The organism is Sphingomonas sp. Leaf407, from assembly GCF_001425385.1.
Lineage (GTDB): Bacteria > Pseudomonadota > Alphaproteobacteria > Sphingomonadales > Sphingomonadaceae > Sphingomonas.
In genome coordinates, this window is record NZ_LMQO01000001.1 from 426020 (window position 1) to 450217 (window position 24198).

Genomic DNA, 24198 nt, shown 5'->3' on the forward strand with positions numbered 1-24198 from the left:
CTTCTTCTGCGATTCAGCCGGAGCCTCGAGCGGTTCCTGTCGCGCGCTGTCACCGGCAGATCCCAGCCTTCGTTGGGATGACGTGCGGTGAAACGGGACTGGATCAGGCCTATGCGGGATCGACATTCAACTATTCCGGTGCAGTTCGTAGTCGAAAACACCGCCCTCCTTCGTCACCCCGGACTGGTTCCGGGGTCCACCTGGCCGAGAACGCTGTCGCAAGTGCCTCGAGCGGCATCGATCGCTGCGCCGTGGACCCCGGAACAAGTCCGGGGTGACGGAAATGGTCTTTGCTGGCGTCACGGCCGACGAAATGTCGATCCGCCCTAGACGCCCCGCTCGGCCATAACCTCGGCGATCAGGTCCTTGCGGCTCAGCTTGCCGATCATCGTCTTGGGCAGGGTGAGGCGGACGACGACCTCGTCGACGCGCTCGTGCTTGCCCAGTTGCGGATTGAGCCATGCTTTCAGCGCTTCGCCGTCGACCCCGGCATCGTCGGTCAGCGTGACATAGGCGTGCGGGCTTTCGCCGCGATAGTCACTGGGCAGGCCGATCACCAGCGCCTCGCGCACCGCCGGATGGTGATAGAGCACGCGCTCGATCTCGCTGGGGAACACCTTGAACCCGCCGACCGCGATCATGTCCTTCAACCGGTCGACGATGCGGATGAAGCCGTCCTCGTCGATCGTGCCGACATCGCCGGTGCGCAGCCAGCGCGTGCCGTCGGCGTCGTGGCAAAAGGTAGTGTCGTCGGCTTGCGCGCGGTTCCAGTAGCCGCCCATGATCTGCGGCCCCGCCACGACGATCTCGCCCGGTTCGCCATCGGGCGCGGGGCGGCTGGCATTCTCCTTGTCGACCAGACGGACGCGGGTGCCGGCGATCGGCTGGCCGATGGTGCCGGGTTTCTGCATCCCGGCATAGGGGTTGCACGACACCACGCCTGAGCTTTCCGACAGGCCATAGCCCTCGACCAATGTCGCGCCGGTCGCCGCCTCGAACCGCGCCTTCAGTTCGGGGGGCAGCGGTGCCCCGCCCGAGATGCAGTGGGCGAGCGAGGAAAAATCGGTCTGCTTCAGGCGCGGATGGTCGAGCAGCGCGCGGTACATCGTCGGCACGCCGGGCAGCGCGGTCGCCTTGGTCCGGTCGATCGCCGCCAGCACCTGTCCGGCGTCGAAGCGGGGCAGCATCACGATCTCCCCGCCCGACAGCACGGTGCGGTTGAGGACGCAAGTATTGGCGAAGACGTGGAAGAACGGCAGCACGCCGAGGATACGGTCGACCGCCTGCCCGCGATCGGGATCGAGCCATGCCACCTGCCGCGCATTGGCCGCCAGATTGGCGTGGCTGAGCATCGCGCCCTTCGGGCTGCCGGTGGTGCCGCCGGTGTACTGGATCAGGGCGAGGTCGCGCTCCGGGTCGATCGCCGGCGTCGCGCAGCCGCCGTCGTTGGCGATCAGCGCGGAAAAGGCGGTGATGCGCGGATCGTGCGGCCGCGCCGTCACCTCGCCCGAGCGGAACCAGCGGTAGAACAACGACTTGGCCGGCGGCAGCGCGCCAGCGACCGACCCTACCACCAGCCGTTCGAGCGCGCTGTCGTCGAGCACCCTGAGCGCGGTCGGCAACAGCGCCGAGGCCGACAGGGTGAACAGCAGCTTCGTGCCCGAATCGGCGACCTGCGCCGCCAGTTCCTGCGCGGTGTAGAGCGGCGAGAAGTTCACCACCGTCGCGCCCAGTTTCAATATGCCGTAATAGGCGGCGATGTAATGCGGCACGTTGGGCAGGAACAGGCCGATGCGGTCGCCCGGCGCATAGCCCATCCGCGCAAGGCCGCACGCCACCCGGTCCGCGCCGTTCTTCGTTTCGGCATAGCTGTAATGCCGGCCGAGGAAGTCGATCAGCGGTGCCGGCCCGCGTCGGGCGGCCGATTGCTCGAACAGGTCGACCATCGACATCGGCGGGATCGGGGTATCCCATGGCACGGGATGACCATAGCGGGCGGGCGGGGGGACGGCGCTGCTCATTGACATGAATGTTAGCAGTAGTTGCGATTACCGCAAGCCGGGTTGCAGTTTGTGCAACCGCGAGATTTCACGCTGCGAGTGCGAGCGGGCGGGCGCGTTCGGTGCGGTCGCGCCCGGCCGCCTTGGCATGGAACAACGCCTGGTCGGCGAGACGGTAGAGCTTCTTCCAGTCGCCCTCGTTGGCGAGCGGGCCGTGGCACATGCCGATGCTGGTGGTGACGCGCAGGTCGAACGGCATGTTCTGCGCGCGGACGACCGAGAGGACCGCATCGGGATCGGGCATGGCGCGGGCCGGCCCCAGCATCGCGAATTCCTCGCCGCCCATCCGCGCCAGCAGCACGCCGTCCTGACGATGATCGCGCAGCACGCGGGCGAAAATGCGCAGCACCTCGTCGCCGCCGTCGTGGCCGATGGTGTCGTTGACCTGTTTGAAATGATCGATGTCGAACAGCATCAGCGTGCGCGGGCCGTCCGCCACGATCGCCCGCGCCATGAACGCCCGGCGGTTGAGCAGGCCGGTCAACGGATCGGTATCGGCCAGTTCGCGGCTGATCGCTTCCTGTCGCACCGCCTCGTCGCGTTCGATGCTGAGCAGGCGGATGCGATAGGCGATGGCGAGGCTGGTGAGCAGCGCCTCCGCGCTCATCGCCAGCAGCGTGGAATTGTCGATCCAGAAATTCCACTCGATCAGGTTCAGGTTATACAGGCCGCGCATCACCACCATGCCGATCGGCGATGCCCAGGTGAGCGAGAACAGCCAGAGATAATTGCTGCGCCGTGCCCATGCCCGCCACAGGATCGGCATCACCACCAGCGGCACGCTCATGAACATCACCGAATACACTTGGTCGAGCAGCCGGATCGCGACGGGCGCGAACGCCATGAAGGCGGCGCCGAGCGCAAAGAACGCGGTGGCCGCGCCGTCGGTCGCCCGCCCGACCCAGCCGGTAAAGACGCGCGGTTCGAAGAAGCGCCGGCTGAACGCCAGTGCCGCCGCCGTTGCCCATGACAGCACGACATGGTTGAGCGTGATCCGGTTGTTGTTCGGCAGGTCGGGGATCAGCCACGCCAGCGCCCCCGACGACGACAGCGCATAGAGGTTCAGGCACAGCAGCATCGCGCAATAGGCGATCTGGAAATCATGGCGCAGCGCCTTCCACAGCGCGAGATTGTAGATCAGCAGCGCGGTACACAGCCCGACGAACCCGGCATAGAGGCCGGCGAGCAGCAGGTCCGACCGGATGCTGTCGGCATCGTCGCTGATCCGCGCGCCGACCACGATGCCGCGCAGGTTGGCTGCCCCGTCGATCCGCCACAACAGCCGCCGGATCGTGCCGGGCCGGTCGTCGAAGCGATGTTCGACCACCGCGCCGAGGCGGAGATGGCCGCTGACCCCCGATGCGTCGCTGGCGATCCCCTCGATCCGGCCGTCGTCGCGGATCGCATAGAGGGTGAGCGCGCGTTGCCACAGGCTGGCCTGACGGACGCGCAGCGCGCCGTGATCGTCGTCATGCCGCTGCACCGGTCCCGACAGGACCCAATAGTCGCCGGGTCCGAAGTGTTGCTGCGGCGTCGCGCAGTCGAACCGGGCAGGTTCGGTGAGGATCGCGCGCACGCTGTCCCCCGGCTGTGCCGGGCGGACGCACAGCGCCACCGGATCGCCGATGATCCCGGCCTGCGCCGATGCCGGCGTGGCAGCGAATACTGCCAGCGCCAGCAACATGATCGCCCAAATGTGTCGAACCCGCGACTCCATCGCCCGATGATGCACGACAGCCGACAATTTTCGGTAAATGCGGGTTTTGCCGGAACCGCGCGGAAGCGGGCCGGCACCGCAAAACGCACCCTCAGCCCGGCGCGACGACGATCGACCGCAGGCCGGCGGCGACCGCTTCCTGCGACAATGCCTGCATCGCGGCGGCGGGGGTGCCGATCGGCATCATCACCCGCGCGCTCGACCGGCCGTCGCCCAGCGCCTGCGGAAAGCTGGTCATCCGGGTCGGGCGGTGCGCGCCCTGTGCGCGGACGAAGGCCTCCACCGCCGCGCTGGGGCCGGCCACCGTCAGTTCCGGGCCGCCCGCCACCGGTGCCACGCCGCAGCCCGCCGTGGCGCACGCCAGCACCATGGTCGCCGCCATCGTCATCGATTTCCGCATCCCCGTCCCCTTCGCCGGCCGTGTCGGTCACGGTCCGTTTGTCGGAGGCCAAGCTGACACGCGGTCAGCCGGTGCGCAACACCCTTATCCCAGCGCCTCGTCGAGCAGACGGGCGAGGCGCAGGCCGCCCTTCTTCACCTGATCCTGCGCGATCGGCACCAGCCGGGCGATCGTCGCATCGTCGAGCTTCACCCGCCCCGCAGGCTTGGGCGCGCAGGCATCGCCGCCCAGCGCGGGGGCATAGGCATAGTCGCGGCTGACGGTCCAGCTATCGCGGCTCCAGTCCTCGACGCTGCCCGCCTGCACGGCCGCGCGCTCGGCCGGGGTATAGACGCGCAGGATCGACGGCGGGGTCGAGATCGCGCGCTCGGCCAGCGGCCCGTCCCAGATCGAATGGAGGTTGAACCGCTCGGGGGCATAGACGCCGTAATCGGCCTTCACCCGGTTCCCGCCGAGGTCGCCACGATCGCCGGCATGGAGCGGCATGTGCAGGTCGCCGACGAAATGGACGAGGAAGGCCAGCGCCTGCACCTTTTCGCGCATCGGCACCTTGGGGTCCTTCAGCAGCTTCACGTCGCGCTCGATCTGCGCCGATACGCAATTGCCGTCCCTGCACGCTGACTTCAGGTCGAACGGCTTGCACACGTCGACGTTCTGGTAGTGCCACGCATAGGCATAGCTGAATCGCTCGCCCAAGGGCTTGACGCAATCGGCCCACACGCTGGCCTGTTCGATCGTCCGCGCCGGGCAGGTCGGCGTCTCCAGCAGCGCCTGATGCCGCAGGATGCGCTCGATCGCCGCGCGGGTTTCGGGGCGGACGTTCAGCCTTGCGATGGTCGCGACGCTCTCATGCCCGAACTCCCAATACGCGTGGGCGGGCGAGGCGGCGAACAGCGCGGCAAGCGCGAGGATCAGGCGGCGAATCATGGGGTTGGCGTTAGCTTGCGGCTTCGTACAGTTCCAGCGGCAACCCGTCGGGGTCGGTGAAGAAGGTGAAGCGCTGTCCGGTATGTTCGTCGATGCGGACCGGTTCGCACGGCACGCCATGCCCGGCCAGTCGCGCGACCTCCGCGTCGATGTCGGCGACGGTGAAGGCGAGATGGCGCAGGCCGAGCGCTTCGGGGCGCGACGGGCGGGCCGGGCTGTCGGGGAAGGTGAACAGCTCGATCTGCGCCGATCCGATCGCGAGATCGCATTTCCACGATTTGCGTTCGGCGCGATAGACTTCGCGGATCACGCTCAGGCCCAGCACGTCGCGGTAAAAGCGTTTCGAGCGGTCATAGTCCGACGCGATGATCGCGACATGGTGGAGCGCGACGAGGCCGCTCATGCCTCGTCACCATAGATCGCGACGTGGCGCGTGCCGCCGGCGGCGGCGCGGCCGCGGAACATGCCCGGCGTGGTGAAGCTCCACGCCGCATCGCCCTTGGGGCCGGTGACGATCACCCCGCCGGTGCCGCCCAGCGCCTGTACTTCGCCCAGCACGGTATCGGCGGCGGTTTGCAGGTCCTCACCGGTGAAGCGGATGCGCGCGCCGATCTCATGCCCCACGCCCACGCGGATGAAGAATTCGCCCGAGCCGGTGGCGCTGACCGCGCACGACCGGTCGTCGGCATGGGTGCCCGCCCCGATCAGCGGCGAATCGCCGACCCGGCCCCAGCGCTTGGCGGTGACGCCGCCGGTCGAGGTGGCGGCGGCGACATGGCCATGGCTGTCGACCGCGACCGCGCCGACCGTGCCGTATTTCATGTCGACATCGAACCAGTTGTCGGGATCGGCCTTCATCGCCTCCAGTTGCGCGCGGCGCGCGGGCGTCAGGAACCAGTCGGGGTCGGCCTGTTCCACGCCCTGTTCGGTCGCGAACACGTCGGCCCCCTTGCCGGCGAGCAGGACGTGCGGGCTGTGGTCCATCACCGCGCGGGCAAGCGTGACGGGGTGGCGGCTGCGGGTGACGCCCGCCACCGCGCCCGCCGCGCGGGTGTGACCGTCCATGATCGCGGCGTCCAGCTCGATCCCGCCGTCATAGGTCAGCACCGCGCCGCGCCCCGAATTGAAGGTGGGATCATCCTCCAGCACGCGCACCGCCGCCTCCACCGCGTCCAGCGCCGCGCCGCCCGCCGCCAGCACCGCCTCGCCCGCGCGCAAGGCGGCGTCCAGCCCGGCCCGTGCCGCCGCGTCGGTCGCCGCGCTCACCGTCTCGCGGGTCAGGACGCCGGCGCCGCCGTGGATCATCAGCGTCCAGGAAGGAGTGGGGGAGGCGGACATGGCGACGTTCCTGTGGACTGCGAAAAGGGAGCGCCGCCTGCTATCAGATCGCGCGCGCCATGCCACCCCGCGCCGCGGTTCCACGCGGCGGCATCCCCAGCAGCAGCCCCAGCGTCGGCACGGCACGCGCGGCCAGACAGGCGGCGGCACAGGCGGCGATCGTCACCGCGAACACGATCACCGCCATCGCGCCCGCGCCAAGATCGAACGGCAACAGGAACCAGATGGTCGCGACGATCACCGGATGATGCACCAGATACGCCGGGAACACCGCGCGCGACAGCGGCAGCCGCCAGCGATGGTCGCGGTTGGCCAGCGCATCGGCCAGATGGAACAGCGTGACGATCATCCCCCACGCCATCACCGATCGCGCCGCCCGGTCGATCGCCATCACCAGATGCGGCGGCACGGCGGTGCCGGGATAGCGCAGCTCGACCGCCGTCGTCACGATCCCGCCGGCCAGCGCGATCCCCGCCGCCGGCCGCCAGTGGCGGTGCAGCGCCCCCCACAGCGCCGGGCGTCGCCCGAGCAGAAATCCCGCCGCGAACAACGGCCAATATTGCGAATGCCCCGCCCAGTCGCTCGCCAGCCCCATCCGCTCGGCGACGGTGAACAACAGCGCGAGGCGCAGCCCGACCAGCAGCGCGAGCGGGGCCCAGAGCAGCCGGTGGCCCTGCATCAGCCAGCCGGCGGCGCGATCGAGCAGCCGGTCGGTCCGCCCCCCTGCGCCCGCGAGCAGTGCGACCAGCACCATGGTATAGACCCACAGATAGGCGACGAACCACAGATGCTCCCAACTGGGAAAGGCCACGCCCCAGAAGCGCCCGTCGTGCCATGCGTCATGGACCCAGAACCAGCCGAGCGTCCGGGGATAGCCCCCTTCGCGCACCCGCACCCACATTTCCACCGGCACGACCGCGACCATCGCGAAGGCGAGCGGGACCAGCAGCCGTTTCGACCGGTCGATCGCGAAGTCGCCGCGCCCGGCCGAGCGCAGCGACAGCATCGCCGAGGCATAGCCCGACACGGCGAACAGCAATCCCAGCCGCCACGGCGTCACCGCCATCATCGGCACGATCAGCCAGTGAAAGGCATAGGGCGTCTTGACCACCCAGTCCCACGGGCTGAACGCCATGGCGATGTGATAGGGGACCAGCAGCGCGAAGGCGGCGATGCGCAGCCAGTCCAGCCCGTAATGTCTTGCCCGAAGGTTCACGTACGCGAAGGCCTACCCCGCCTCGCGCGCCTTTCGCACGAAACAATGCGGGGCTATAGCAAGCCTCCGGTTACGCAAGCCTTAGCGAGAATTTTCATGTCGATCCGTCCGTGGCGCGATATACACCGCCGTCAAAGCCGCCAGATCATGGTCGGCAACGTGCCCGTCGGCGGCGACGCGCCGGTCACGGTGCAGACGATGACCAATACCGACACGTCGGACGCGGTGGCGACGCTCGACCAGATCCGCCGCTGCGAGGAAGCGGGCGCGGACATCATCCGCGTCTCCTGCCCCGACGTGCCCAGCACACAGGCGCTGCGCCAGATCACCCGCGCCGCGCGGGTGCCGATCGTCGCCGACATCCATTTCCACTACAAGCGCGCGCTGGAGGCCGCCGATGCGGGGGCGGCGTGCCTGCGCATCAATCCGGGCAACATCGGATCGAACGAGCGCGTCGCCGAAGTCGTCCGCGCCGCCAAGGCGAACGGCTGCGCGATCCGCATCGGCGTGAACGGCGGCAGCCTCGAAAAGCATCTGCTGGAGAAATACGGCGAGCCGTGCCCCGACGCGCTGGTCGAATCGGCGATGGACCATATCAAGCTGTTGCAGGACCATGATTTCCACGAGTTCAAGGTCGCGGTAAAGGCATCCGACCTGTTCATGGCGGTCGCGGCGTATCAGCAACTGGCCGAAATGGTCGATTGCCCGCTGCATCTGGGCATCACCGAGGCGGGCGGCTTCGTCGGCGGGACGGTCAAGTCGGCGATCGGCATCGGATCTTTGCTGTGGTTCGGCATCGGCGACACGATCCGCGTGTCGCTGTCGGCCGAGCCGGAGGAGGAAATCCGCGTCGGCTTCGAGATTCTCAAAAGCCTCGGCATCCGCAACCGCGGCGTGCGCGTGGTGTCGTGCCCGTCGTGCGCGCGGCAGGGGTTCGACGTGATCCGCACCGTGCAGGCGCTGGAGGAACGGTTGCAGCACATCCGCACGCCGATGTCGCTGTCGGTGCTCGGCTGCGTCGTCAACGGCCCCGGCGAGGCGCGCGAGACCGACATCGGGATTACGGGGGGCGGCAACGGCCGGCACATGGTCTATCTGTCGGGCGTCACCGACCATCACGTGCAGGACGCCGACATGATCGAGCATATCGTCAAGCTGGTCGAAGCGAAGGCGGCGGAAATCGACGCGGCCGGCGCGGGCATGCCGCAGGCAGCGGAGTAACGCTTTACGCTCCCCTCCCTGGCAGGGAGGGGCTGGGGGTGGGTAGGCCGGTTGTGGCGCGCGTACCTTCCCTCGCGGGCCGACCCACCCCCGACCCCTCCCTCGTCAGGGAGGGGAGAAAAACGCCCTACGATCCCCCCAGCACGTTCACGCTGAACGCCACCACACCAAGGTTGAACAGGAACGCGATCAGGCAGTGGCCGGTCGCCACCCGGCGCATCGACCGGCTGGTCAGCGTGACGTCCGACGTCTGGAACGTCATGCCGAGCGTGAAGGCGAAATACACGAAATCCCAGTAGTCGGGTTCGTCGGTGCCGGGAACCGACAGCCCGCCGGTATCCCGGCCATCGCCGGCGGCGGTGTAGAACAGATGCGCGTAATGCAGCGTATAGACGGTGTTGGCGAAGCCCCATGCCAGCAGCAGCGTGGCGACGACCAGTGCCATTACCGGCGGTCTGGGAGCGCCGCGCTGGCCCAGTTCGGCGGCGATCGCCGCCAGCACCACGATCGCGATCCCGCCCGACAGCAGCAGCAGCAGCGCGCGGTTGGCGTCGTTGCGCAGTGCTGCGGCGCGCATCGCATCGGCCGATGCGCCGAGCAGCGGCACGCACGACAGCAGGAAGACGACCGCCCCGGCATCGAACGCCAGCGGAACCCCGCTGCGCCAGCCGAGCGCGGGGACGCTCCACGCCCCGGTCGCGCCCGCGACCAGGGCGAAGGCGAGGAAGCGCGGCGGCGCGATGCGTTGGCCTAGATCGAGCGACATGGCACCAGTCTATCGCACCGCCTTGTCGTTCGGAAGCGGCCCGGCCGGTCCCGCTGACGGGGCCGGCCGGGTACGGTGCCGGTTCAGCTCTTGATCGTCACCATGCCGACCGGCTTGTCCTTGGTCGATGCGTTGGCGGCGATGGTCTTGACCTTGACCGCCTTGGGCTTGCGGACTTCCTTGTTCGACTTCTGCTGGCTCTTGGCCATGACGCTGTCCTTCGTGGGCGAGACGCCCGGTGGCGAGCCTACACCATCCGCATCCCGACCCTTGCATCCAATCGGCGGCCACGCGACAGCGGTTTCGCCCGCCGTTCGCAAAGGTCCGCCCATGTCCGCCGCCCCGTCCAGCCTGCGCGCCTTCGCGGTCGCCGCCGCCGGCATCGCCGTCTATACGGTGATGGACACGCTGATGAAGCGGCTGTCGATCGACAGCGGGGCGTACAACGCGGTGCTGTGGCGGTCGGTCGTAGGCAGCGCGATGTGCGCGGTGCCGTTCGTCCTGCGCGGCGGACGCTGGCCGGGGCCAGCGCTGCTTTGGCTGCATGTCGCGCGCGGAGTCGCGGCGGGATCGTCGGTGGTGCTGTTCTTCTGGGGCCTTGCGCGCGTGCCGATGGCGCAGGGGGTGGCGCTGACGTTCCTCGCGCCGCTGGTCGCGCTGTTCCTCGCCGCGCTGTTCCTTGGCGAAAGCATCCGGCGCACGGCGATCACCGGGTCGCTGATCGCATCCGCCGGCGTGCTGGCGATCGCGGCGGGGGAGGTGCGGGCCGATGCCTCGACGCAGGCCGTGCTCGGCAGCCTCGCGTGCGTCGCCGCGTCGATCCTCTATGCCGGCAACCTGATCCTGCTGCGACGACAGGCGCAGGCCGCCGACCCGGTCGAGGTCGCGCTGTTCGCCAGCCTCGTCATCGCGGTGATGCTGCTGCCCGCTGCCCCGTGGCTGGGGGCATGGCCGCGCCCCGACCAGTGGCTGGAGATCGCCGGCGCGGCGCTGCTCGGCACGGTGTCGACGATGGCGCTGGCATGGGCCTATGCCCGGGCGGAGGCGCAGGTGCTGGCCCCGGTCGAGTACAGCGCGTTCGCATGGGCGGCGCTGATGGGCTGGCTGGCGTTCGGCGAGCGGGTGTCGCTCTATACGGTGGTCGGCGCGGCGCTGATCGTCGCCGGGTGTCTGGTGGCGGTGCGCCGGCGTGCGCCCGTGGTGCAGAGCGAGGCGGGGGCATGAGCGTGGACGAAGGGCTGATCGCGTGGGTCGCGGATACGCTCGTGCCGGTCGGCACCGTCACCTTCCGGCGGATGATGGGCGGGGCGACGCTCTATCTCGACGGGACGGTTTTCGCGATCGTCGCCGACGACGTGCTGTGGTTCAAATCGGACGCGGAGGCCGATCCATTGTGGGAAGCGGCGGGGTGCGAGCGCTTCACCTATGCCCGGCGTGACGGCACGACTGCGACGATGATGTATCGCCGCGCGCCCGACGACGTGCTCGACGACGGCGATGCGCTGTCGCACTGGGCCATGCTGGCGATCGAGGCGGGACGGCGCGCGCCGGTCCGGCGACGCAAGGCGAAGGGGTAGGTACGGGAGGGCACGGACCTGGGTCCCGCGCCCTCCCGGTTCGGCTCAGCGGCCGGGCACGTCGTATTCGTGCGGCTCTTCGCCCTTGGCCTTGGCTTCGTCATAGCGCTCGATCGCCTCGACGGTGATGCGCTTCGCTTCCTCGGCGCCGCCCCACGTCCCGATTCGGACCCACTTCTTCTTTTCGAGGTCCTTGTAGTGGGTGAAGAAATGCTCGATCTGCTCGAACACGATTTCGGGCAGATCGGTCTTCTCGCCGACGTTGCTGTAATAGGGGAAGGTCGCGTCGACCGGCACGCAGACCAGCTTCTCGTCGCCGCCGGCCTCGTCCTCAAGGTTCAGCACCGCGATCGGCCGGGCGCGCACGACGCAGCCGGGAATGAACGGCGTGCGCGACACGACCAGCGCGTCGAGCGGATCGCCATCGGGCGACAGCGTGTGCGGCACGAAGCCGTAGTTCGCCGGATAGCGCATCGGCGTGTGGAGGATGCGGTCGACGAACAGCGCGCCCGAAGCCTTGTCGAATTCATACTTCACCGGTTCGCCGCCGGTGGGCACTTCGATGATGACGTTCAGGCTGTTGGGGGCGTCTTCGCCCACCGGGATCATGTCGATCCGCATATCAGTATCTCCCTCTTGTTCGCTTGGTCGCGGAAAAGGAGCCTTTTCCGCAATCAGACGCGCTCTTTAGCCGGAAATCGGGCGCGTTGAAGCAACATTTGCGTGGAATCGCGCCGGGGCGGGACGGCCCGCCCCGGGCGTCGGTCATTTGGCGGTCAGCAACCGGTCGAGGCCGTTCTCACCCTCGCCGACCTTTTCGAGCCGGGGATAGCGCAGGCCGTCGTGATAGGGGATCGCGATCTCCTTCACCGCATCGTCCATCCGCACGGTCAGGCGGATCGGCTCCTTCGCGCCCTTCGCCGCCGTCACCGCCTCGCGCAGCCGATCGGGGGTATAGGCCTGCCCCGCCACCGCGATCAGCGTGGTGCCGGTTTCGAACCCCGCCTTGTACGCCGGACTCCCCCACAGCACGCTGCCGACCTTGCCGTCCTTGTTGACGGTCAGCCCCAGCGAATAGGGCAGGCTGGCCCCGCCGCCCGACTTTTCGCGTCCTTTCAGATACGGCGTCGGCGTGTCGGTGTAGACGATGCGATAGCCGTTGGCGGCAAAGCCGCCGGTCGGCGCGCGATCGGTGCGGGCGTTCAGTCGCTTGTCGAGGAAACCGGCCCAGTCATAGGGCTGGATACCGTTCAGCGTCCTGACGACATCGGCCAGCGTATAGGGCAGCACGCCCCAGTCGCCGTCGCGCATCCCGAAGAAGGCGCGCGCGAAATCGTCCATCGACTTCGTGCCGTTCGACTGGGCGCGCAGCATGGAATCGACCTCCATCCACACCAGCAATCCCTCGTTGTAATAATCCTCCGAGCGCTGCCAGCTCACCCAGCCCTTGGGGCGACGGGCCGAGATGATTGGATCGTTGGTGGTATCGACCAGCGGCCGCCACTGACGCCCCTCGCGCGCGTCGAGCGCAGCGGCAATGTCGGCATAGGCGTCGAGCGTATCCTGCTTGGACACGAGGCCCGATCGCGCCTGCAACACATAGCCCCAGAACTGCGTCTGCCCCTCATACACCCACAGCAGCGAATTGCGCATGGGGGTGCGGAAATCGGGGGTGAACAGGTCAGCGCCGCGCCGGTACTTGCCGTCCCAGCTATGGGTGAATTCATGCGGCAGCAGGTTGCGTTCGCCCGGCCCCGATGCCCAGTCGGTGAAATAGCCCGGATCGACGCCATTCTCCGACGAGCGATGATGTTCGAGGCCGATCGACCCCAGCTTGTCGCTGATCGACAGCAGGAATTCGTACTTGTCGTAATGCTGCGCGCCGAACAGCTTCACCGCCTGTTCGACCAGCCGGGTATGCGCCGCGATCTGCTCCGGCGTCGCGGCCAGCTCGGACGGCTTGTCGGCGGTGACGTTCAGCCCCACGCGGTCGGTAAGCTGGAACCGCTTGAAATATTTGCCCGCCAGCACCGGCGAATCGACCAGCGTCTCGTAGCTGGTGCGCTCATAGCGATAGACGCCGTTCGATACGGTCGAGGGCAGCCCCGCCGCCGCCGTCCAGCCGGCGGGATAGCGCACGGTCGCCTCCACGGGGATGCGGCGGGTGTAATAGCCGGCGGGATACAGGCTGACCGATTCCCATTGCAGGCTCAGCATTTCCGGGGTGATGGCGATGCGGCCCTGGTCGGGCTGTGTCGCGGTCAGGAACTGGAACTGTACGTCCAGCGTGCGGGCACCCGCCGGCACGTCGATGTGGAAGGCATGGACGTCGACCACGTCGCGCGTCCATGGCAGTTCGCGCCCGTTCGTGCGGACGACGAGGCCGGCCAATTTCTCGATCTCGCCGCGCGGCCCGTGCTTGCCCGGCAGCCACTTGGGCATCAGCAGCACCATATGGCCGGTGCGCGCGACCGGAATCGTTTCCTTCACGCGGTAGATGTTCTGCACCGTGTCGGTCGCGTCGACCTCCAGCTTGATCGTGCCGGGATAGTCGATGTCACGCGCGGCGGGGATGGTATCGGTGATCGGGGTCGGCTGCGGCAGGGTGTTGCCCGGCGGGTTGATCTGCTGCGCCACGGCGGGCAGCGCGGTGGAGACGAGCAGGGCGGCGAGCGACGCGATACGCAGCATGGACTTCCTTCGGGAGCGAATATGCTTCACCGGATAGTTACCGGTCCGGTGATAGCGGATGTACCCATGTATCACGACAAGTCGTTGCCCGCGCAAGCCGAACTCGATGTCAGGCCTCCCTCGGCGGTGTCGTCCGGCGTCGGGCTGGCGGGGCTGGCCGGGCTGTTCGCATGGGTCGCGGTGGCTTGGGCGTATGGCATGGACGGGCCATACGCGGCGCTGGTCAACGTCGCTGCCTGCGCGGTGCCGATGGTGGCGTGGTCGCTGCTGGTCGACAAGGTGCATCGCCATCCCTCGACCGGCATCGATTGGGCTACCGTGCGGCCGTGGCGCGAGACGATCGACATCAGCCTGACCAAATTGGCCGGGCTGTGGCTCACTTGGGCGGGAATCGCCGCGATCTATGCCACTGGGCGCTTCTACTGGCAGGGCAATTTCGCCTTCTCGATGTGGGTGTTCGGGCAAGCGGCGGTGCCGCTGTTCGTCCTCTCGATCCCCTATGTGATCTGGCTCGACCGGCGGCTGGTCGAGCCGAAGGACGGTTGCTGGGCATTGGGCGCCTGGGCGATGCACCTTGACGAACCGATCGACCGCGCCGCCATCTGGGGGCACTTACGCGGCTGGGCGGTCAAGACCTTCTTCCTCGCCTTCATGCTCGCCATCGTGCCGCCGGGGTTCGGCGAGTTCATCCGCGCCGACCGCTCGGCGATCCTGTCGGGGCCGGTGCCGCTCGCCAACTGGCTCATCACCTTCATGTTCGTGATCGACGTCGCGATCGCGACGGCGGGCTATATCTTCGCGATGCGCCCGCTCGACAGCCATATCCGCAGCGCGACGCCCTATGCGGCGGGATGGGCGGCGGCGCTGATCTGCTATCCGCCGTTCATCCTGATGGCCGATGGCGGGCCGTTCGACTATCGCCCCGGCACCGCCGACTGGACCCACTGGCTCGCCGGGCACGACTGGCTGTTGTGGATCGTGGGTGCCGTGCTGGTGGCGCTGACCGCGATCTATGCGTGGGCGACGCTGGCGTTCGGCCTGCGCTTCTCCAACCTCACCAACCGCGGCATCCTGACCCACGGGCCGTATCGGTTCAGCCGCCATCCGGCCTATCTCTCGAAGAACCTGTTCTGGTGGATCTCGACCATCCCCGTGCTGACCACATCGGACAACTGGGTCGAGGCGCTTCGCAACACCGCGATCCTCGCCTGCGTCAGCGGCGTCTACTACTGGCGCGCGCGGACCGAGGAATGGCATCTGGGGCAGGACCCAGCGTACCGGGCGTACAGCGGCTGGATGGACCGGCACGGGTTGATCCCGCGCCTGTTCGCCCGGATCACGGCCCTCCCTGACAAGGGAGGGGCCGGGGGTGGGTCGGCCGGCGAGGGAACGCCGGCACCCGCCACGAACCTACCCACCCCCGACCCCTCCCTTGTCAGGGAGGGGAGAACGACGCCCTAGAAACTATAATCCTCGTACACCTTCGTCAGGTCGCCGGCCCATTCGCCGGCGAACTTGTCGAGCAGGATCTGCGCGGGCACCTTGCCGGATCGCACGACCTCGCGGAGCGGTTCGAGGAAACCGCTCTCGTCCTCGCCCGCCGCGTTGGTGCGGCCCCGCGCGCGCAGGCCGCTGCCGGCGATGTCGAGCACCTGACCCGCGATGTCGCGCAACCGACCGCCACCGGGCAGCGGCGAGTCGAGCCCCAGCGCCGGCGCGGCGTCACGCAACGCCTGCCGGTCCGCGATCGACCAGCCCTTCACCAGATCCCATGCCGCATCCAGTGCGCCCTGGTCGTACAGCAGCCCGACCCACAGCGCCGGCAGCGCGCAGATGCGGCCCCACGGACCGCCATCGGCACCGCGCATTTCGAGGAAGGTCTTGAGCCGCACTTCGGGGAAGGCGGTCGACAGATGATCCGCCCAGTCGTCGATCGTCGGCTTCTCGCCCGGCAGGACCGACAGCTCGCCCTTCAGGAAATCGCGGAACGACAGCCCGGCGGCGTCGATGTAGCGGCCGTCGCGATAGACGAAGTACATCGGCACATCGAGCGCGTAATCGGCATAACGTTCGTAACCGAAGCCGTCCTCGAACACGAACGGCAACATGCCGGTGCGCGCCGGATCGGTGTCCGACCAGATGTGCGAGCGATACGACAACTGCCCGTTCGGCAGCCCTTCGGTAAACGACGAATTGGCGAACAGCGCGGTCGCGAGCGGTTGCAGCGCGAGGCCGACGCGGAACTTCTTCGCCATGTCGGCTTCGCTGGCATAATCGAGGTTCACCTGGATCGTGCAGGTGCGCAGCATCATGTCCAGCCCCATGCTGCCGACGCGCGGCATATGGTTGAGCATGATGCCATAGCGGCCCTTGGGCATGATCGGCAGTTGGTCGCGCCGCTTGTCGGGCCACATGCCAAGCCCGAGGAAGCCCAGGCCCAGCTCGTCGCCGACCGCCTTGACCTGTTGCAGATGCCGCCCGGTTTCGGCGCAGGTCTGGTGCAGCGTTTCGAGCGGCGCGCCCGACAGCTCGAACTGTCCGGCGGGCTCGAGGCTGACCGATCCGTCCGCACCGGTCAGCGCGATGACGTTGCCATTCTCCTCCACCGGCCGCCAGCCGAAGCGTTCGAGCCCGGCCAGCAGGTCGCGGATGCCGCCCGGTTCGTCATACGAAGGTGCGGCATAATCGGCGGTGCGATAGACGAACTTCTCATGTTCGGTGCCGATCCGCCACCGTTCCGCCGGCTTCTCGCCGCCCGCGAAATAGTCGATCAGTTGGGCGCGGTCCTCGATGACCGCTGCGTGGGTGTCCGAAACGGTCTTCGTGCTCATGGTCGCGCCCATACGCGCGCCGGTCGGGACGCGCTAGGGGGCTGTGGTTGATCGCGATATAGCGCGGCTACCAATCGCCCGCCGCTGCCATCCACAGCGCGACCGCCGCCGCCGCCGCCGTCTCGGCGCGCAGGATGCGCGGGCCGAGCGCGATGCCGACCGCCTGTGGGTGCGCGCGGATCGCGGCGCGTTCCTCCGCGTCGAACCCGCCTTCGGGGCCGATCAGGATCGCGCCCGGCCCGGCATGGTCGCGCATCGCCGCCGTGGCGGGGACGCCGCCGGTCTCGTCGGCGAAGAACAGCGTCCGCCCCTCCGGCCAGTCGCGCAGCAGGTGCGCCAGTTTCACCGGCTCGGCGAGTGCGGGCAGCGCGGTGCGCCCGCACTGCTCCGCCGCCTCGACAGCATGCGCGCGCAACCGGTCGAGGTTCAGCCGGTCGACCACCGTCCGCCGGGTGACGACGGGCAGGATGTGATCGACGCCCAGCTCGCACGCCTTTTCGATCGTCCAGTCGATCCGCCCCTTCTTGGTCGGGGCGATGCACAGCCACAGGTCGGGCACCGCCTCGCGCTCGCGCAGGCGTTCGGTGACGGCAAGGGTCAGGTCGCGCTTGCGCACCGCTTCGGCCCGCGCCAGCCATTCGCCGCTGGCATCGTCGAACAGGCGGACGGGATCGCCGTCCTTCACCCGCATCACCGACAACAGATAATGCGCCTGCGGCCCGTCGAGCGTCACGCGGACATCGGGGGCGAGCGGCGTCGCGACGAACAGCCGCGGCGTCGAATCGGGCGGCCAGGCAGGGGTGGCGGGCATGGGCGGGGGTATAGGGCGCAGTTCCAGCTTCGTCATTCCCGCGCAGGCGGGAATCCATACACACTGACGTCGGCGATGGAGCCGCAAGCGTTGCGTCTATGGATTCCCGCCTGCGGGGGAATGACGAGGTTTTTCTACGACGCCACCTTCATCAACACCAACCCGCCAAGCAACAACCCCGCCGCCGCCAGCCGCAGCGGCGTCACACTTTCGCCCAGCAGCACGATCCCCACCACGAACGCGCCCAGCGCGCCGATCCCGGTCCACACCATATAGCTGGTGCCGAGCGGTAATCGCTTCATCGCCAGCGCCAGCAGGCCGAAACTCGCGAACATCGCCGCAAAGGTCACGATCGTCGGCCAGAGCTTGCTGAACCCGTCCGACCGCTTCATCCAGTACGCCCAGACGATCTCCAGCAACCCGGCGATCGTCAGCAGCACCCATGGCATCAGCCCGGCTCCCCATAACGCTCGATGCGATAGGCGGCGTCGAGATAGCGTTCCGCCGCCGCGCGCAACGCCGGCTGCTTGTCGAACGCCTCCGCCGGCACCGGCGCGAAGTCCAGCGCATCCATCAGCGTCCACAGCGCGAAGCGGCGCGCGGGATCACGTTCGATGCCGAAGTCGATCGCGATTCGCTCCTTCGCGCGCGCCTGCACATCGGCGGGGGCGGTATCGGGATCGTGATCGCCGAAATAATGGCCGAGCAGTTGGTCGAGGTCCATGGGGCGACGCTGTAGGGTATCGCCGCCGGTTGCGCCAACACCGTGACTTGCAGCGCCGGCGACAAGGCCTTACGCAGCACCAATAATACCAATCTGATACCGGAGGATCGGAATGACGCGACGCTGGACCCTGCCGCTGGCCGCCCTGCTGGCCACCGCCGCCCCGGCCTTCGCGCAACTCCCGACGCTGCCCGCGCTCACCCCCGCGCCGGTATCGACGACGCTGAGCGGCGGCGCGGTGACGCTGGGCGACTCGGTGGTGCTGGTCGCGCCGGGCACCGATCCGGCGATCGTCGCGCTCGTCCGGGCGATGCTGGGCGATGCCGGGGTCGGGACGATCACCACCGCGTCGCGCCTGCCGGCCACCGTCGATCGCCCGCATATCGTGCTGGGCACCGCCGAAGCCGCGCCGGTCCGCGCCGCGCTGGCCCGCAGCGGCACCGCCGCCGACGCCCACCGCGAAGGCTATGTCCTGACCGTCGCGCGCGACGGCGTCGTCACGCTGGCCGGCACCGATGGCGACGGCCTGTTCCATGGGCTCCAGACGCTGCGCCAGCTCGTGCGGCGGGCGTCGTTCCCCGCGCTCACGATCCGCGATTATCCCGCCATGCCGATCCGCGGCACGATCGAGGGCTTCTACGGCAAGCCATGGACCACGCAGGACCGCGAACGCCACCTCGACTTCCTCGCGACGGTCAAGGCCAACACCTATGTCTACAGCCCGAAGGACGATCCCTTCGCGCGCGACAAGTGGCGTGAGGCCTATCCGGCGGCGACGCTGGCCGAACTCGGATCGCTGGCGCGGCGGGCGCGGGCGAACCATGTCGATTTCGTCTACGCGATCTCGCCCGGCCCCACGATCTGCTTTTCCGACCCCGCCGATCAGGCGGCACTGGAGCGCAAGTTCGACGCATTGCGCGGGCAGGGCATCCGCAGCTTCTATGTCGCGCTCGACGACATCGAATATCAGAAATGGAACTGCGAGCGCGATACCAAGTCGTTCGGCCCCTCGGGCGCGGCGGCGGCGGGCAAGGCGCAGGGGCAGTTGCTGAACGCGGTGCAGGCGCATCTGGTGGCGCGCGATCCCGCCGCCCCGCCGCTCATCATGGTGCCGACCGAATATTACGACGCGAAGGAAACGCCGTACAAGGCGGCGCTCCGCACCGCGCTCGACCCGCGCATCGTCGTGCAATGGACCGGCACCGACGTCGTCCCCCCGGCGATCTCGATCCCCGATGCGAAGGCCGCGACCAAGGCGTTCGGCCGCAAGACGCTGCTGTGGGATAATTATCCGGTCAACGATTATGCCCAGACCACCGGGCGGCTGTTGATGGCGCCGTACGTCAAGCGCGAGGCCGGGCTGTCGGGCGAACTGGCCGGCATCCTGTCGAACCCGATGAATCAGGAAGCGCCGAGCCGCGTCGCCGTGACCGGCATCGCCGCCTTCGCGTGGAACGACACCGGCTATGATGCCGAGCGGACATGGACCGCCGCCGCGCGCGAACTGGCCGGCGGCGACGCCCGGGCGGCGCAAGCGCTGCTGACCTTCTTCGACACGCAGCACATCGCGCCCACCTTCGGCAGCCAGCCATGGCAGGAACAGGCGCCGAAGCTGAAGGCGCTGCTCGACCGGGTGCGCGACACGATCGCGGATGGCGACGCGCCCGCGCGGGCGGCTGTCATCGCCGAACTGACGCAACGCGCCGATGCGATCGCCGATGCGCCCGACATCATCCGCGCGGGCGTCGCCGATCCGGCGTTCGCCACGCAGGCCGCGCCGTGGCTCGACGCGATGGGCACATGGGGCCGCGCGCTGCACCTGACCGCCGCCGGCCTCGCCGCCGCCGATGCGGGCAATCCGGCCGCGACCCGCTATTTCGCCGACGCCAGACGGCTGGCGGCCGAGGCGGCGGCGGTCCGCACCATCCCCGGCGCGACCCGTTTCGATGGGACGATCAAGATCGCCGACGGCGTGCTCGACCGCTTCATCGCCGACGCGCCGGGCCTGATCGCCTTGCCGGTGCGGTAGCGCTCTTTCTCCCCTCCCTGACAAGGGAGGGGCCGGGGGTGGGTAGGCCCGCGAGGGAACGGCAGCACCCGCCCCAGACCGACCCACCCCCAACCCAGTTTCGGGTGAACAGTGCCCCGCACTGTTCAGGTCATGCCGGGGGCATGACCGACCCGAAACTCTTGTCAGGGAGGGGAGCAAACCGGCCACCCATGGCAGCAGGGGACGATGACCGATCCTGCCGCCACCCATGTCGCCGATACCGAACATCGCGGACTAATCGCCGTCCTGCCGCCCGCCGCCCGCCCGTTCGCGTTGCTCGCGCGGTTCGACCGGCCGATCGGCTGGTGGCTGCTGTTCTGGCCCGGCGCATGGGCGATCGCGCTGTCGGGCCGCGCCACCGAGCGCTGGGACATGCTGCTGTGGTTCCTGCTCGGGTCGATCGCGATGCGTGGTGCGGGTTGTGTCTACAACGACATCATCGACCGCGATCTCGACCGGCAGGTGGCGCGCACCGCCCGGCGACCGCTGGCCAGCGGCGCGGTGTCGGTGAAGGCGGCGTGGGTGTGGCTGGTGATCCTCAGCCTCATCGGCCTCGTCGTGCTGCTGCAACTGAACCTCACCGCCGCCATCGTCGCGCTCGGCAGTCTGGCGCTGGTCGCCGCCTATCCGTTCATGAAGCGGATCACGTGGTGGCCGCAGGCGTGGCTCGGCATGGTGTTCTCCTGGGCGGCACCGGTCGCATGGGCGCAGATGGCGGTGGGCGACTGGGCCACGCTGGCGCTGCTCTATGCCGGGTCGATCGCGTGGGTGATCGGCTATGACACCATCTATGCCTGTCAGGACATCGAGGATGACGCGATGGTCGGTGTCCGCTCGTCGGCCCGCGCGATGGGCGGGCGGGTGCGCGGCGGGGTGACGTTGCTGTACGGGGTCGCGATCGTCTGCTGGGCAGCGGCGGTGTGGCGGGTGTTCCCGACGCCCCTCGCGCTAGCCGCGCTGCTGCCCACCGCGCTGCACCTGTTGTGGCAGGTCGCGACGCTCACGCCCGACGATGGCGCGAACACGCTGGCCCGCTTCCGCAGCAATCGCGACGCCGGATTGCTGCTGTTCCTCGGCCTTCTTGTCGTCGGACAGGCGGCGTGAGCGTTGCCCTCGGCGCGAACGCTTCCCATGTCGCTGCCATGCTGACTCCCGCCATCGCCGCCGACCGTGCCCATGCCGCCACCCTCCGCGCCCGCGCGCACGGCGCCGACGCCGCCGATGCGATCCTGATCGCCGATACCGCGCTGGCGGTGTCGGTCCGCTTGGGCGCGCTGGAGGATGTCGAGCGCTCAGAGGGATCGGAACTGGGCCTGCGCGCCTTCGTCGGCCGGCGCTCGGCAAGCGTCTCGACCTCCGACCTGTCCGATGCCGGCCTCGATGCGCTGGCGCAGCGGCTGGTGGCGATGGCGCGGGCCGCGCCCGAGGACCCATGGGCCGGCCTTGCGCCTGCCGAACGGCTGCTGCACGGCGCGCCGCCGCTGCTCGACCTCGACGATGGTGGCGACGTCTCGCCGCAAGCGTTGCGCGAAGCGGCGCAGGCGGTCGAGGATGCCGCGCGCGCCGTTCCCGGCGTCACCAATTCCGAAGGCGGATCGGCCAGCGTCAGCCGTGCGGTCGTGGCACTGGCGACCAGTCACGGCTTCGCCCACGGCTATGCCGTCACCAGCCACGGCATCTCCGCCAGCGTCGTCGCCGGGAGCGGCGAGGGGATGCAGCGCGATCACGCCCATCACGCCACGCGCCACCGCCGGATGCTCGAAGCCGCCGACGATGTCGGCACCCGTGCGGGAACGCGCGCCGTCGCCCGGCTGAACCCGGTGGCGATGACCAGCGGCGTGGTGCCGGTGGTGTTCGACCCGCGCGTCGGCGCCAGCCTGATCGGCCATATCCTCGGCGCGATCGGCGGCCCGTCGATTGCGCGCGGCACCAGCTTCCTGCGCGACTGTCTTGGGAAAGCGATCCTGCCGACCGCGCTGTCGATCCTCGACGATCCGCACCTGCCCCACGGCCTGCGCTCGCGCCCGTTCGATGGCGAGGGGCTGGCGGTGTCGCCGATGGCGCTGGTCGATCACGGCGTGCTGGAGACATGGCTGCTCGACAGCGCGTCGGCGCGGCAACTGGGGCTGGAGCCGACCGGCCATGCCTCGCGCGGATTGGGCGGCCCGCCCGGCGTCACCACCGGCAACATCCATCTGGCGGGCGGCAGCGGCAGCCGCGACGCGCTGATTGCCGACATCGACTATGGCGTGCTCGTCACCGAACTGATCGGGCAGGGGGTGAACGGCGTCACCGGCGACTACAGCCGGGGCGCGTCCGGCTTCCTGATCGAGAATGGCGAGATCACCCGTCCGGTGTCGGGGATCACCATCGCGTCGAACCTGCGCGACATGCTCGGCAGCCTCGCGGCGGCGGGCGACCTCGAATTCCGCCAGGGGGTGAACGTGCCGACGCTGCGAGTCGCGGCGATGACGGTCGCGGGTGGCTGACGCCGCGCTTCTCGGGCGCGTCGTCGCCATCGCAGGCGAAGCGGCGGCGCTGGCGCACGCCCGGTTTCGCGGCGACTTCGCGACATGGGAAAAGGCGCCGGGCAATCCGGTGTGCGAGGTCGACCTCGCCGTCGACCGGCTGCTGCGCGAGCGGCTGTCGGCGCTGCTGCCGGATGCCGGCTGGCTGTCGGAGGAAACCGCCGACGATGCCGACCGGCTGATGCGCCGCCGGGTGTGGATCGTCGACCCGATCGACGGCACGCGCGACTATATCCGCGGGCGCGACGGCTGGGCGGTGTCGATCGCGCTGGTCGAGGATGGCCAGCCGGTGCTGGGCGTCCTCCACGCCCCGGCACGCGGACAGGTGTGGACGACGCTCGCCGGGGCCGGCGCCCATGCCAACGGCAGCCGCATCCACGCCAGCACCCGCACCGATTTCGCCGGCAGCCGCACGCCGGTCGACGCGCTGGCGAAGGCCGATCGCGATCTGGCGGTGGTGGCCAAACCCAATTCGATCGCGCTGCGCATGGCGATGGTCGCGAGCGGCGACGCCGATTTCCTGGCAACCCTGCGCTGGGGCAATGAATGGGACGTCGCGGCCAGCATATTGCTGGCGCGCGAGGCAGGGGCGACCGTCACCGACGCGATCGGCCGCAAGCTGCGCTTCAACCAGCCGCGCCCGCAATTCTTCGGGGTGATGGCCGCCGCGCCGGGCATCCACGCGGCGGCGGTGGAACGGCTGCGCGACCGGGCGATCGTGGCGCTGGGCAAGCGGTAGGATGGGGTGGCTGGCGCGGTTGTTCGGGCGGGAGCGGCGCAAGCCGTTCGAGTGGTTCAAGGTTGACCGTAGCAAGGCGCAACCGCGCCCGGTCGCGCCGCTCGAAGCGGCCGATGATCCCGGCTGGGCATGGCGGACGCTGGTCGCATGGTGGGACCGGACCCGGAGCGACATCCCGATCGGTGGGGCTTCCGACGAAGCGATCGAAACGCTGGAACGCCGCTACGACATCGTCTTGCCGCCCGACTTCCGCGCATATCTCACCAACGCAATTCCGTCGCGCGAGGAAGAGATGGATGCCGGGATGGGAACATGGTGGCACCTCGATCGCATTCGCAACCTGCCCGACGAGTATGAGCATCCGGTCGGCCCGGTGATTTCCGATGGCGGCCGGCCTTGGCTCTTCTTCGTCGACCATTTGATCTGGAGTTGGGCGTGGGCGATCTGCTGCGAACCCGGACCCGATTGGGGGAAGGTCGCCGTGATCCTCAGCGAGAACGACGACTGTATCGTGGCCGCCAGTTTCTCCGACTTCGTCGCCGGCTACATCGCCGATCCCTACGACATGACCTGAACCCCGGATCAGCCGCCATTCATCGGCG

The 24198-nt window shown here is 68.9% G+C and carries 24 protein-coding genes; 9 read left to right on the top strand and 15 right to left on the bottom strand.

What is annotated here, in order from left to right; translation table 11 throughout:
* Window positions 1–326: 326 nt before the first annotated feature.
* From ASG37_RS01995 to ASG37_RS02025, 7 genes are all read right to left on the bottom strand, one after another.
* Complete coding sequence (locus ASG37_RS01995; protein ID WP_055755591.1) at window positions 327–2021, bottom strand: long-chain-fatty-acid--CoA ligase; 1695 nt, start codon at window positions 2019–2021, stop codon at window positions 327–329.
* Between the two features lie 67 nt (window positions 2022–2088).
* Window positions 2089–3744: a sensor domain-containing diguanylate cyclase gene (locus ASG37_RS02000; RefSeq protein WP_055755592.1), complete on the bottom strand. Its 1656-nt coding sequence runs from the start codon at window positions 3742–3744 to the stop codon at window positions 2089–2091.
* Between the two features lie 124 nt (window positions 3745–3868).
* Window positions 3869–4177, bottom strand: a complete 309-nt coding sequence (locus ASG37_RS02005; RefSeq protein ID WP_156349018.1) for a hypothetical protein — start codon at window positions 4175–4177, stop codon at window positions 3869–3871.
* An 84-nt stretch (window positions 4178–4261) separates the two neighbouring features.
* The gene (locus tag ASG37_RS02010) at window positions 4262–5104 is read right to left on the bottom strand and encodes a S1/P1 nuclease (RefSeq protein WP_055755594.1); all 843 of its coding nucleotides are present in this window, start codon (window positions 5102–5104) and stop codon (window positions 4262–4264) included.
* A 10-nt stretch (window positions 5105–5114) separates the two neighbouring features.
* Window positions 5115–5507 (bottom strand): VOC family protein, encoded by a 393-nt coding sequence (locus ASG37_RS02015; protein ID WP_055755595.1) that lies wholly within the window; start codon window positions 5505–5507, stop codon window positions 5115–5117.
* Window positions 5504–6409: an isoaspartyl peptidase/L-asparaginase family protein gene (locus ASG37_RS02020; RefSeq protein WP_321163600.1), complete on the bottom strand. Its 906-nt coding sequence runs from the start codon at window positions 6407–6409 to the stop codon at window positions 5504–5506. Before ASG37_RS02020 ends, ASG37_RS02015 begins: the two co-directional genes overlap by 4 nt.
* Before the next feature lie 76 nt (window positions 6410–6485).
* Window positions 6486–7658: an acyltransferase family protein gene (locus ASG37_RS02025; RefSeq protein ID WP_055755597.1), complete on the bottom strand. Its 1173-nt coding sequence runs from the start codon at window positions 7656–7658 to the stop codon at window positions 6486–6488.
* A 96-nt stretch (window positions 7659–7754) separates the two neighbouring features.
* Here ASG37_RS02025 and ispG point away from each other — a divergent pair, with 96 nt between their 5' ends.
* Entirely contained in the window at window positions 7755–8879 is a 1125-nt protein-coding gene (gene ispG / locus ASG37_RS02030; RefSeq protein ID WP_055755598.1) for a flavodoxin-dependent (E)-4-hydroxy-3-methylbut-2-enyl-diphosphate synthase, read from the top strand.
* 127 nt (window positions 8880–9006) lie between these two features.
* Here ispG and ASG37_RS02035 read toward each other — a convergent pair whose 3' ends face one another.
* Window positions 9007–9645: a DUF1345 domain-containing protein gene (locus tag ASG37_RS02035; protein ID WP_082447938.1), complete on the bottom strand. Its 639-nt coding sequence runs from the start codon at window positions 9643–9645 to the stop codon at window positions 9007–9009.
* Between the two features lie 83 nt (window positions 9646–9728).
* On the bottom strand, window positions 9729–9854 hold the full coding sequence (locus tag ASG37_RS18120; RefSeq protein WP_268795730.1) for a hypothetical protein: 126 nt from the start codon (window positions 9852–9854) through the stop codon (window positions 9729–9731).
* Between the two features lie 121 nt (window positions 9855–9975).
* Between ASG37_RS18120 and ASG37_RS02040 the strand changes: the two genes are divergently transcribed.
* Together ASG37_RS02040 and ASG37_RS02045 are read left to right on the top strand one after the other, a co-directional pair.
* Entirely contained in the window at window positions 9976–10869 is an 894-nt protein-coding gene (locus ASG37_RS02040) for a DMT family transporter (protein WP_055755599.1), read from the top strand.
* Window positions 10866–11222, top strand: coding sequence for a TfoX/Sxy family protein (locus ASG37_RS02045; protein WP_055755600.1), 357 nt, complete (start codon window positions 10866–10868; stop codon window positions 11220–11222). The genes ASG37_RS02040 and ASG37_RS02045 overlap by 4 nt, the downstream gene beginning before the upstream one ends.
* A 45-nt stretch (window positions 11223–11267) precedes the next feature.
* Here the strand turns inward: ASG37_RS02045 and ppa are convergent, their stop codons facing one another.
* The gene (gene ppa / locus ASG37_RS02050) at window positions 11268–11843 is read right to left on the bottom strand and encodes an inorganic diphosphatase (protein WP_055755601.1); all 576 of its coding nucleotides are present in this window, start codon (window positions 11841–11843) and stop codon (window positions 11268–11270) included.
* Between the two features lie 144 nt (window positions 11844–11987).
* A complete protein-coding gene (locus tag ASG37_RS02055; protein WP_055755602.1) occupies window positions 11988–13913 on the bottom strand; it encodes a M61 family metallopeptidase in 1926 nt (641 codons plus the stop codon).
* Between the two features lie 66 nt (window positions 13914–13979).
* On the opposite strand from ASG37_RS02055, the gene ASG37_RS02060 reads away from it, so the two are divergent.
* Window positions 13980–15374, top strand: a complete 1395-nt coding sequence (locus tag ASG37_RS02060; protein WP_200909690.1) for a methyltransferase family protein — start codon at window positions 13980–13982, stop codon at window positions 15372–15374.
* Here the strand turns inward: ASG37_RS02060 and ASG37_RS02065 are convergent.
* The 4 genes from ASG37_RS02065 to ASG37_RS02080 all read right to left on the bottom strand — a co-directional run bounded on the left by ASG37_RS02065 (window position 15371) and on the right by ASG37_RS02080 (window position 18279).
* Window positions 15371–16744 (bottom strand): glutamate--cysteine ligase, encoded by a 1374-nt coding sequence (locus ASG37_RS02065; protein WP_055757207.1) that lies wholly within the window; start codon window positions 16742–16744, stop codon window positions 15371–15373. The genes ASG37_RS02060 and ASG37_RS02065 overlap by 4 nt on opposite strands.
* 67 nt (window positions 16745–16811) lie before the next feature.
* Window positions 16812–17555, bottom strand: a complete 744-nt coding sequence (locus tag ASG37_RS02070; RefSeq protein WP_055755603.1) for a 16S rRNA (uracil(1498)-N(3))-methyltransferase — start codon at window positions 17553–17555, stop codon at window positions 16812–16814.
* A 134-nt stretch (window positions 17556–17689) separates the two neighbouring features.
* Window positions 17690–18004, bottom strand: a complete 315-nt coding sequence (locus ASG37_RS02075) for a DMT family transporter (protein WP_055755604.1) — start codon at window positions 18002–18004, stop codon at window positions 17690–17692.
* Window positions 18004–18279: a hypothetical protein gene (locus ASG37_RS02080; RefSeq protein WP_055755605.1), complete on the bottom strand. Its 276-nt coding sequence runs from the start codon at window positions 18277–18279 to the stop codon at window positions 18004–18006. The genes ASG37_RS02075 and ASG37_RS02080 overlap by 1 nt, the downstream gene beginning before the upstream one ends.
* 112 nt (window positions 18280–18391) lie before the next feature.
* Between ASG37_RS02080 and ASG37_RS02085 the strand changes: the two genes are divergently transcribed.
* The 5 genes from ASG37_RS02085 to ASG37_RS02105 all read left to right on the top strand — a co-directional run bounded on the left by ASG37_RS02085 (window position 18392) and on the right by ASG37_RS02105 (window position 24170).
* Complete coding sequence (locus tag ASG37_RS02085; RefSeq protein ID WP_055755606.1) at window positions 18392–20308, top strand: beta-N-acetylglucosaminidase domain-containing protein; 1917 nt, start codon at window positions 18392–18394, stop codon at window positions 20306–20308.
* A 207-nt stretch (window positions 20309–20515) separates the two neighbouring features.
* Window positions 20516–21433 carry a 4-hydroxybenzoate octaprenyltransferase gene (gene ubiA, locus ASG37_RS02090; RefSeq protein ID WP_055755607.1) on the top strand — a complete coding sequence of 306 codons (918 nt, stop codon included), beginning with the start codon at window positions 20516–20518 and terminating at the stop codon, window positions 21431–21433.
* Between the two features lie 38 nt (window positions 21434–21471).
* The gene (locus ASG37_RS02095; protein ID WP_055755608.1) at window positions 21472–22818 is read left to right on the top strand and encodes a TldD/PmbA family protein; all 1347 of its coding nucleotides are present in this window, start codon (window positions 21472–21474) and stop codon (window positions 22816–22818) included.
* A complete protein-coding gene (locus ASG37_RS02100; protein WP_055755609.1) occupies window positions 22811–23596 on the top strand; it encodes a 3'(2'),5'-bisphosphate nucleotidase CysQ in 786 nt (261 codons plus the stop codon). The genes ASG37_RS02095 and ASG37_RS02100 overlap by 8 nt, the downstream gene beginning before the upstream one ends.
* Before the next feature lies 1 nt (window position 23597).
* A complete protein-coding gene (locus tag ASG37_RS02105) occupies window positions 23598–24170 on the top strand; it encodes an SMI1/KNR4 family protein (RefSeq protein ID WP_055755610.1) in 573 nt (190 codons plus the stop codon).
* Window positions 24171–24198: the final 28 nt, after the last annotated feature.

Bases quoted from the DNA above. Each gene is read 5' to 3' on its own strand.
- ASG37_RS02075 (WP_055755604.1), bottom strand. From the start codon at position 18,004: ATGCCATGGGTGCTGCTGACGATCGCCGGGTTGCTGGAGATCGTCTGG.
- ispG (WP_055755598.1), top strand. From the start codon at position 7,755: ATGTCGATCCGTCCGTGGCGCGATATACACCGCCGTCAAAGCCGCCAG.
- ASG37_RS02045 (WP_055755600.1), top strand. From the start codon at position 10,866: ATGAGCGTGGACGAAGGGCTGATCGCGTGGGTCGCGGATACGCTCGTG.
- ASG37_RS02095 (WP_055755608.1), top strand. From the start codon at position 21,472: ATGCTGACTCCCGCCATCGCCGCCGACCGTGCCCATGCCGCCACCCTC.
- ppa (WP_055755601.1), bottom strand. From the start codon at position 11,843: ATGCGGATCGACATGATCCCGGTGGGCGAAGACGCCCCCAACAGCCTG.
- ASG37_RS02015 (WP_055755595.1), bottom strand. From the start codon at position 5,507: ATGAGCGGCCTCGTCGCGCTCCACCATGTCGCGATCATCGCGTCGGAC.
- ASG37_RS02040 (WP_055755599.1), top strand. From the start codon at position 9,976: ATGTCCGCCGCCCCGTCCAGCCTGCGCGCCTTCGCGGTCGCCGCCGCC.
- ASG37_RS02060 (WP_200909690.1), top strand. From the start codon at position 13,980: ATGTATCACGACAAGTCGTTGCCCGCGCAAGCCGAACTCGATGTCAGG.
- ASG37_RS02080 (WP_055755605.1), bottom strand. From the start codon at position 18,279: ATGGACCTCGACCAACTGCTCGGCCATTATTTCGGCGATCACGATCCC.
- ASG37_RS01995 (WP_055755591.1), bottom strand. From the start codon at position 2,021: ATGAGCAGCGCCGTCCCCCCGCCCGCCCGCTATGGTCATCCCGTGCCA.
- ASG37_RS02000 (WP_055755592.1), bottom strand. From the start codon at position 3,744: ATGTTGCTGGCGCTGGCAGTATTCGCTGCCACGCCGGCATCGGCGCAG.
- ASG37_RS02005 (WP_156349018.1), bottom strand. From the start codon at position 4,177: ATGCGGAAATCGATGACGATGGCGGCGACCATGGTGCTGGCGTGCGCC.
- ASG37_RS02055 (WP_055755602.1), bottom strand. From the start codon at position 13,913: ATGCTGCGTATCGCGTCGCTCGCCGCCCTGCTCGTCTCCACCGCGCTG.
- ubiA (WP_055755607.1), top strand. From the start codon at position 20,516: ATGACCGATCCTGCCGCCACCCATGTCGCCGATACCGAACATCGCGGA.
- ASG37_RS18120 (WP_268795730.1), bottom strand. From the start codon at position 9,854: ATGGCCAAGAGCCAGCAGAAGTCGAACAAGGAAGTCCGCAAGCCCAAG.
- ASG37_RS02070 (WP_055755603.1), bottom strand. From the start codon at position 17,555: ATGCCCGCCACCCCTGCCTGGCCGCCCGATTCGACGCCGCGGCTGTTC.
- ASG37_RS02035 (WP_082447938.1), bottom strand. From the start codon at position 9,645: ATGTCGCTCGATCTAGGCCAACGCATCGCGCCGCCGCGCTTCCTCGCC.
- ASG37_RS02085 (WP_055755606.1), top strand. From the start codon at position 18,392: ATGACGCGACGCTGGACCCTGCCGCTGGCCGCCCTGCTGGCCACCGCC.
- ASG37_RS02020 (WP_321163600.1), bottom strand. From the start codon at position 6,409: ATGATCCACGGCGGCGCCGGCGTCCTGACCCGCGAGACGGTGAGCGCG.
- ASG37_RS02105 (WP_055755610.1), top strand. From the start codon at position 23,598: ATGGGGTGGCTGGCGCGGTTGTTCGGGCGGGAGCGGCGCAAGCCGTTC.
- ASG37_RS02065 (WP_055757207.1), bottom strand. From the start codon at position 16,744: ATGAGCACGAAGACCGTTTCGGACACCCACGCAGCGGTCATCGAGGAC.
- ASG37_RS02010 (WP_055755594.1), bottom strand. From the start codon at position 5,104: ATGATTCGCCGCCTGATCCTCGCGCTTGCCGCGCTGTTCGCCGCCTCG.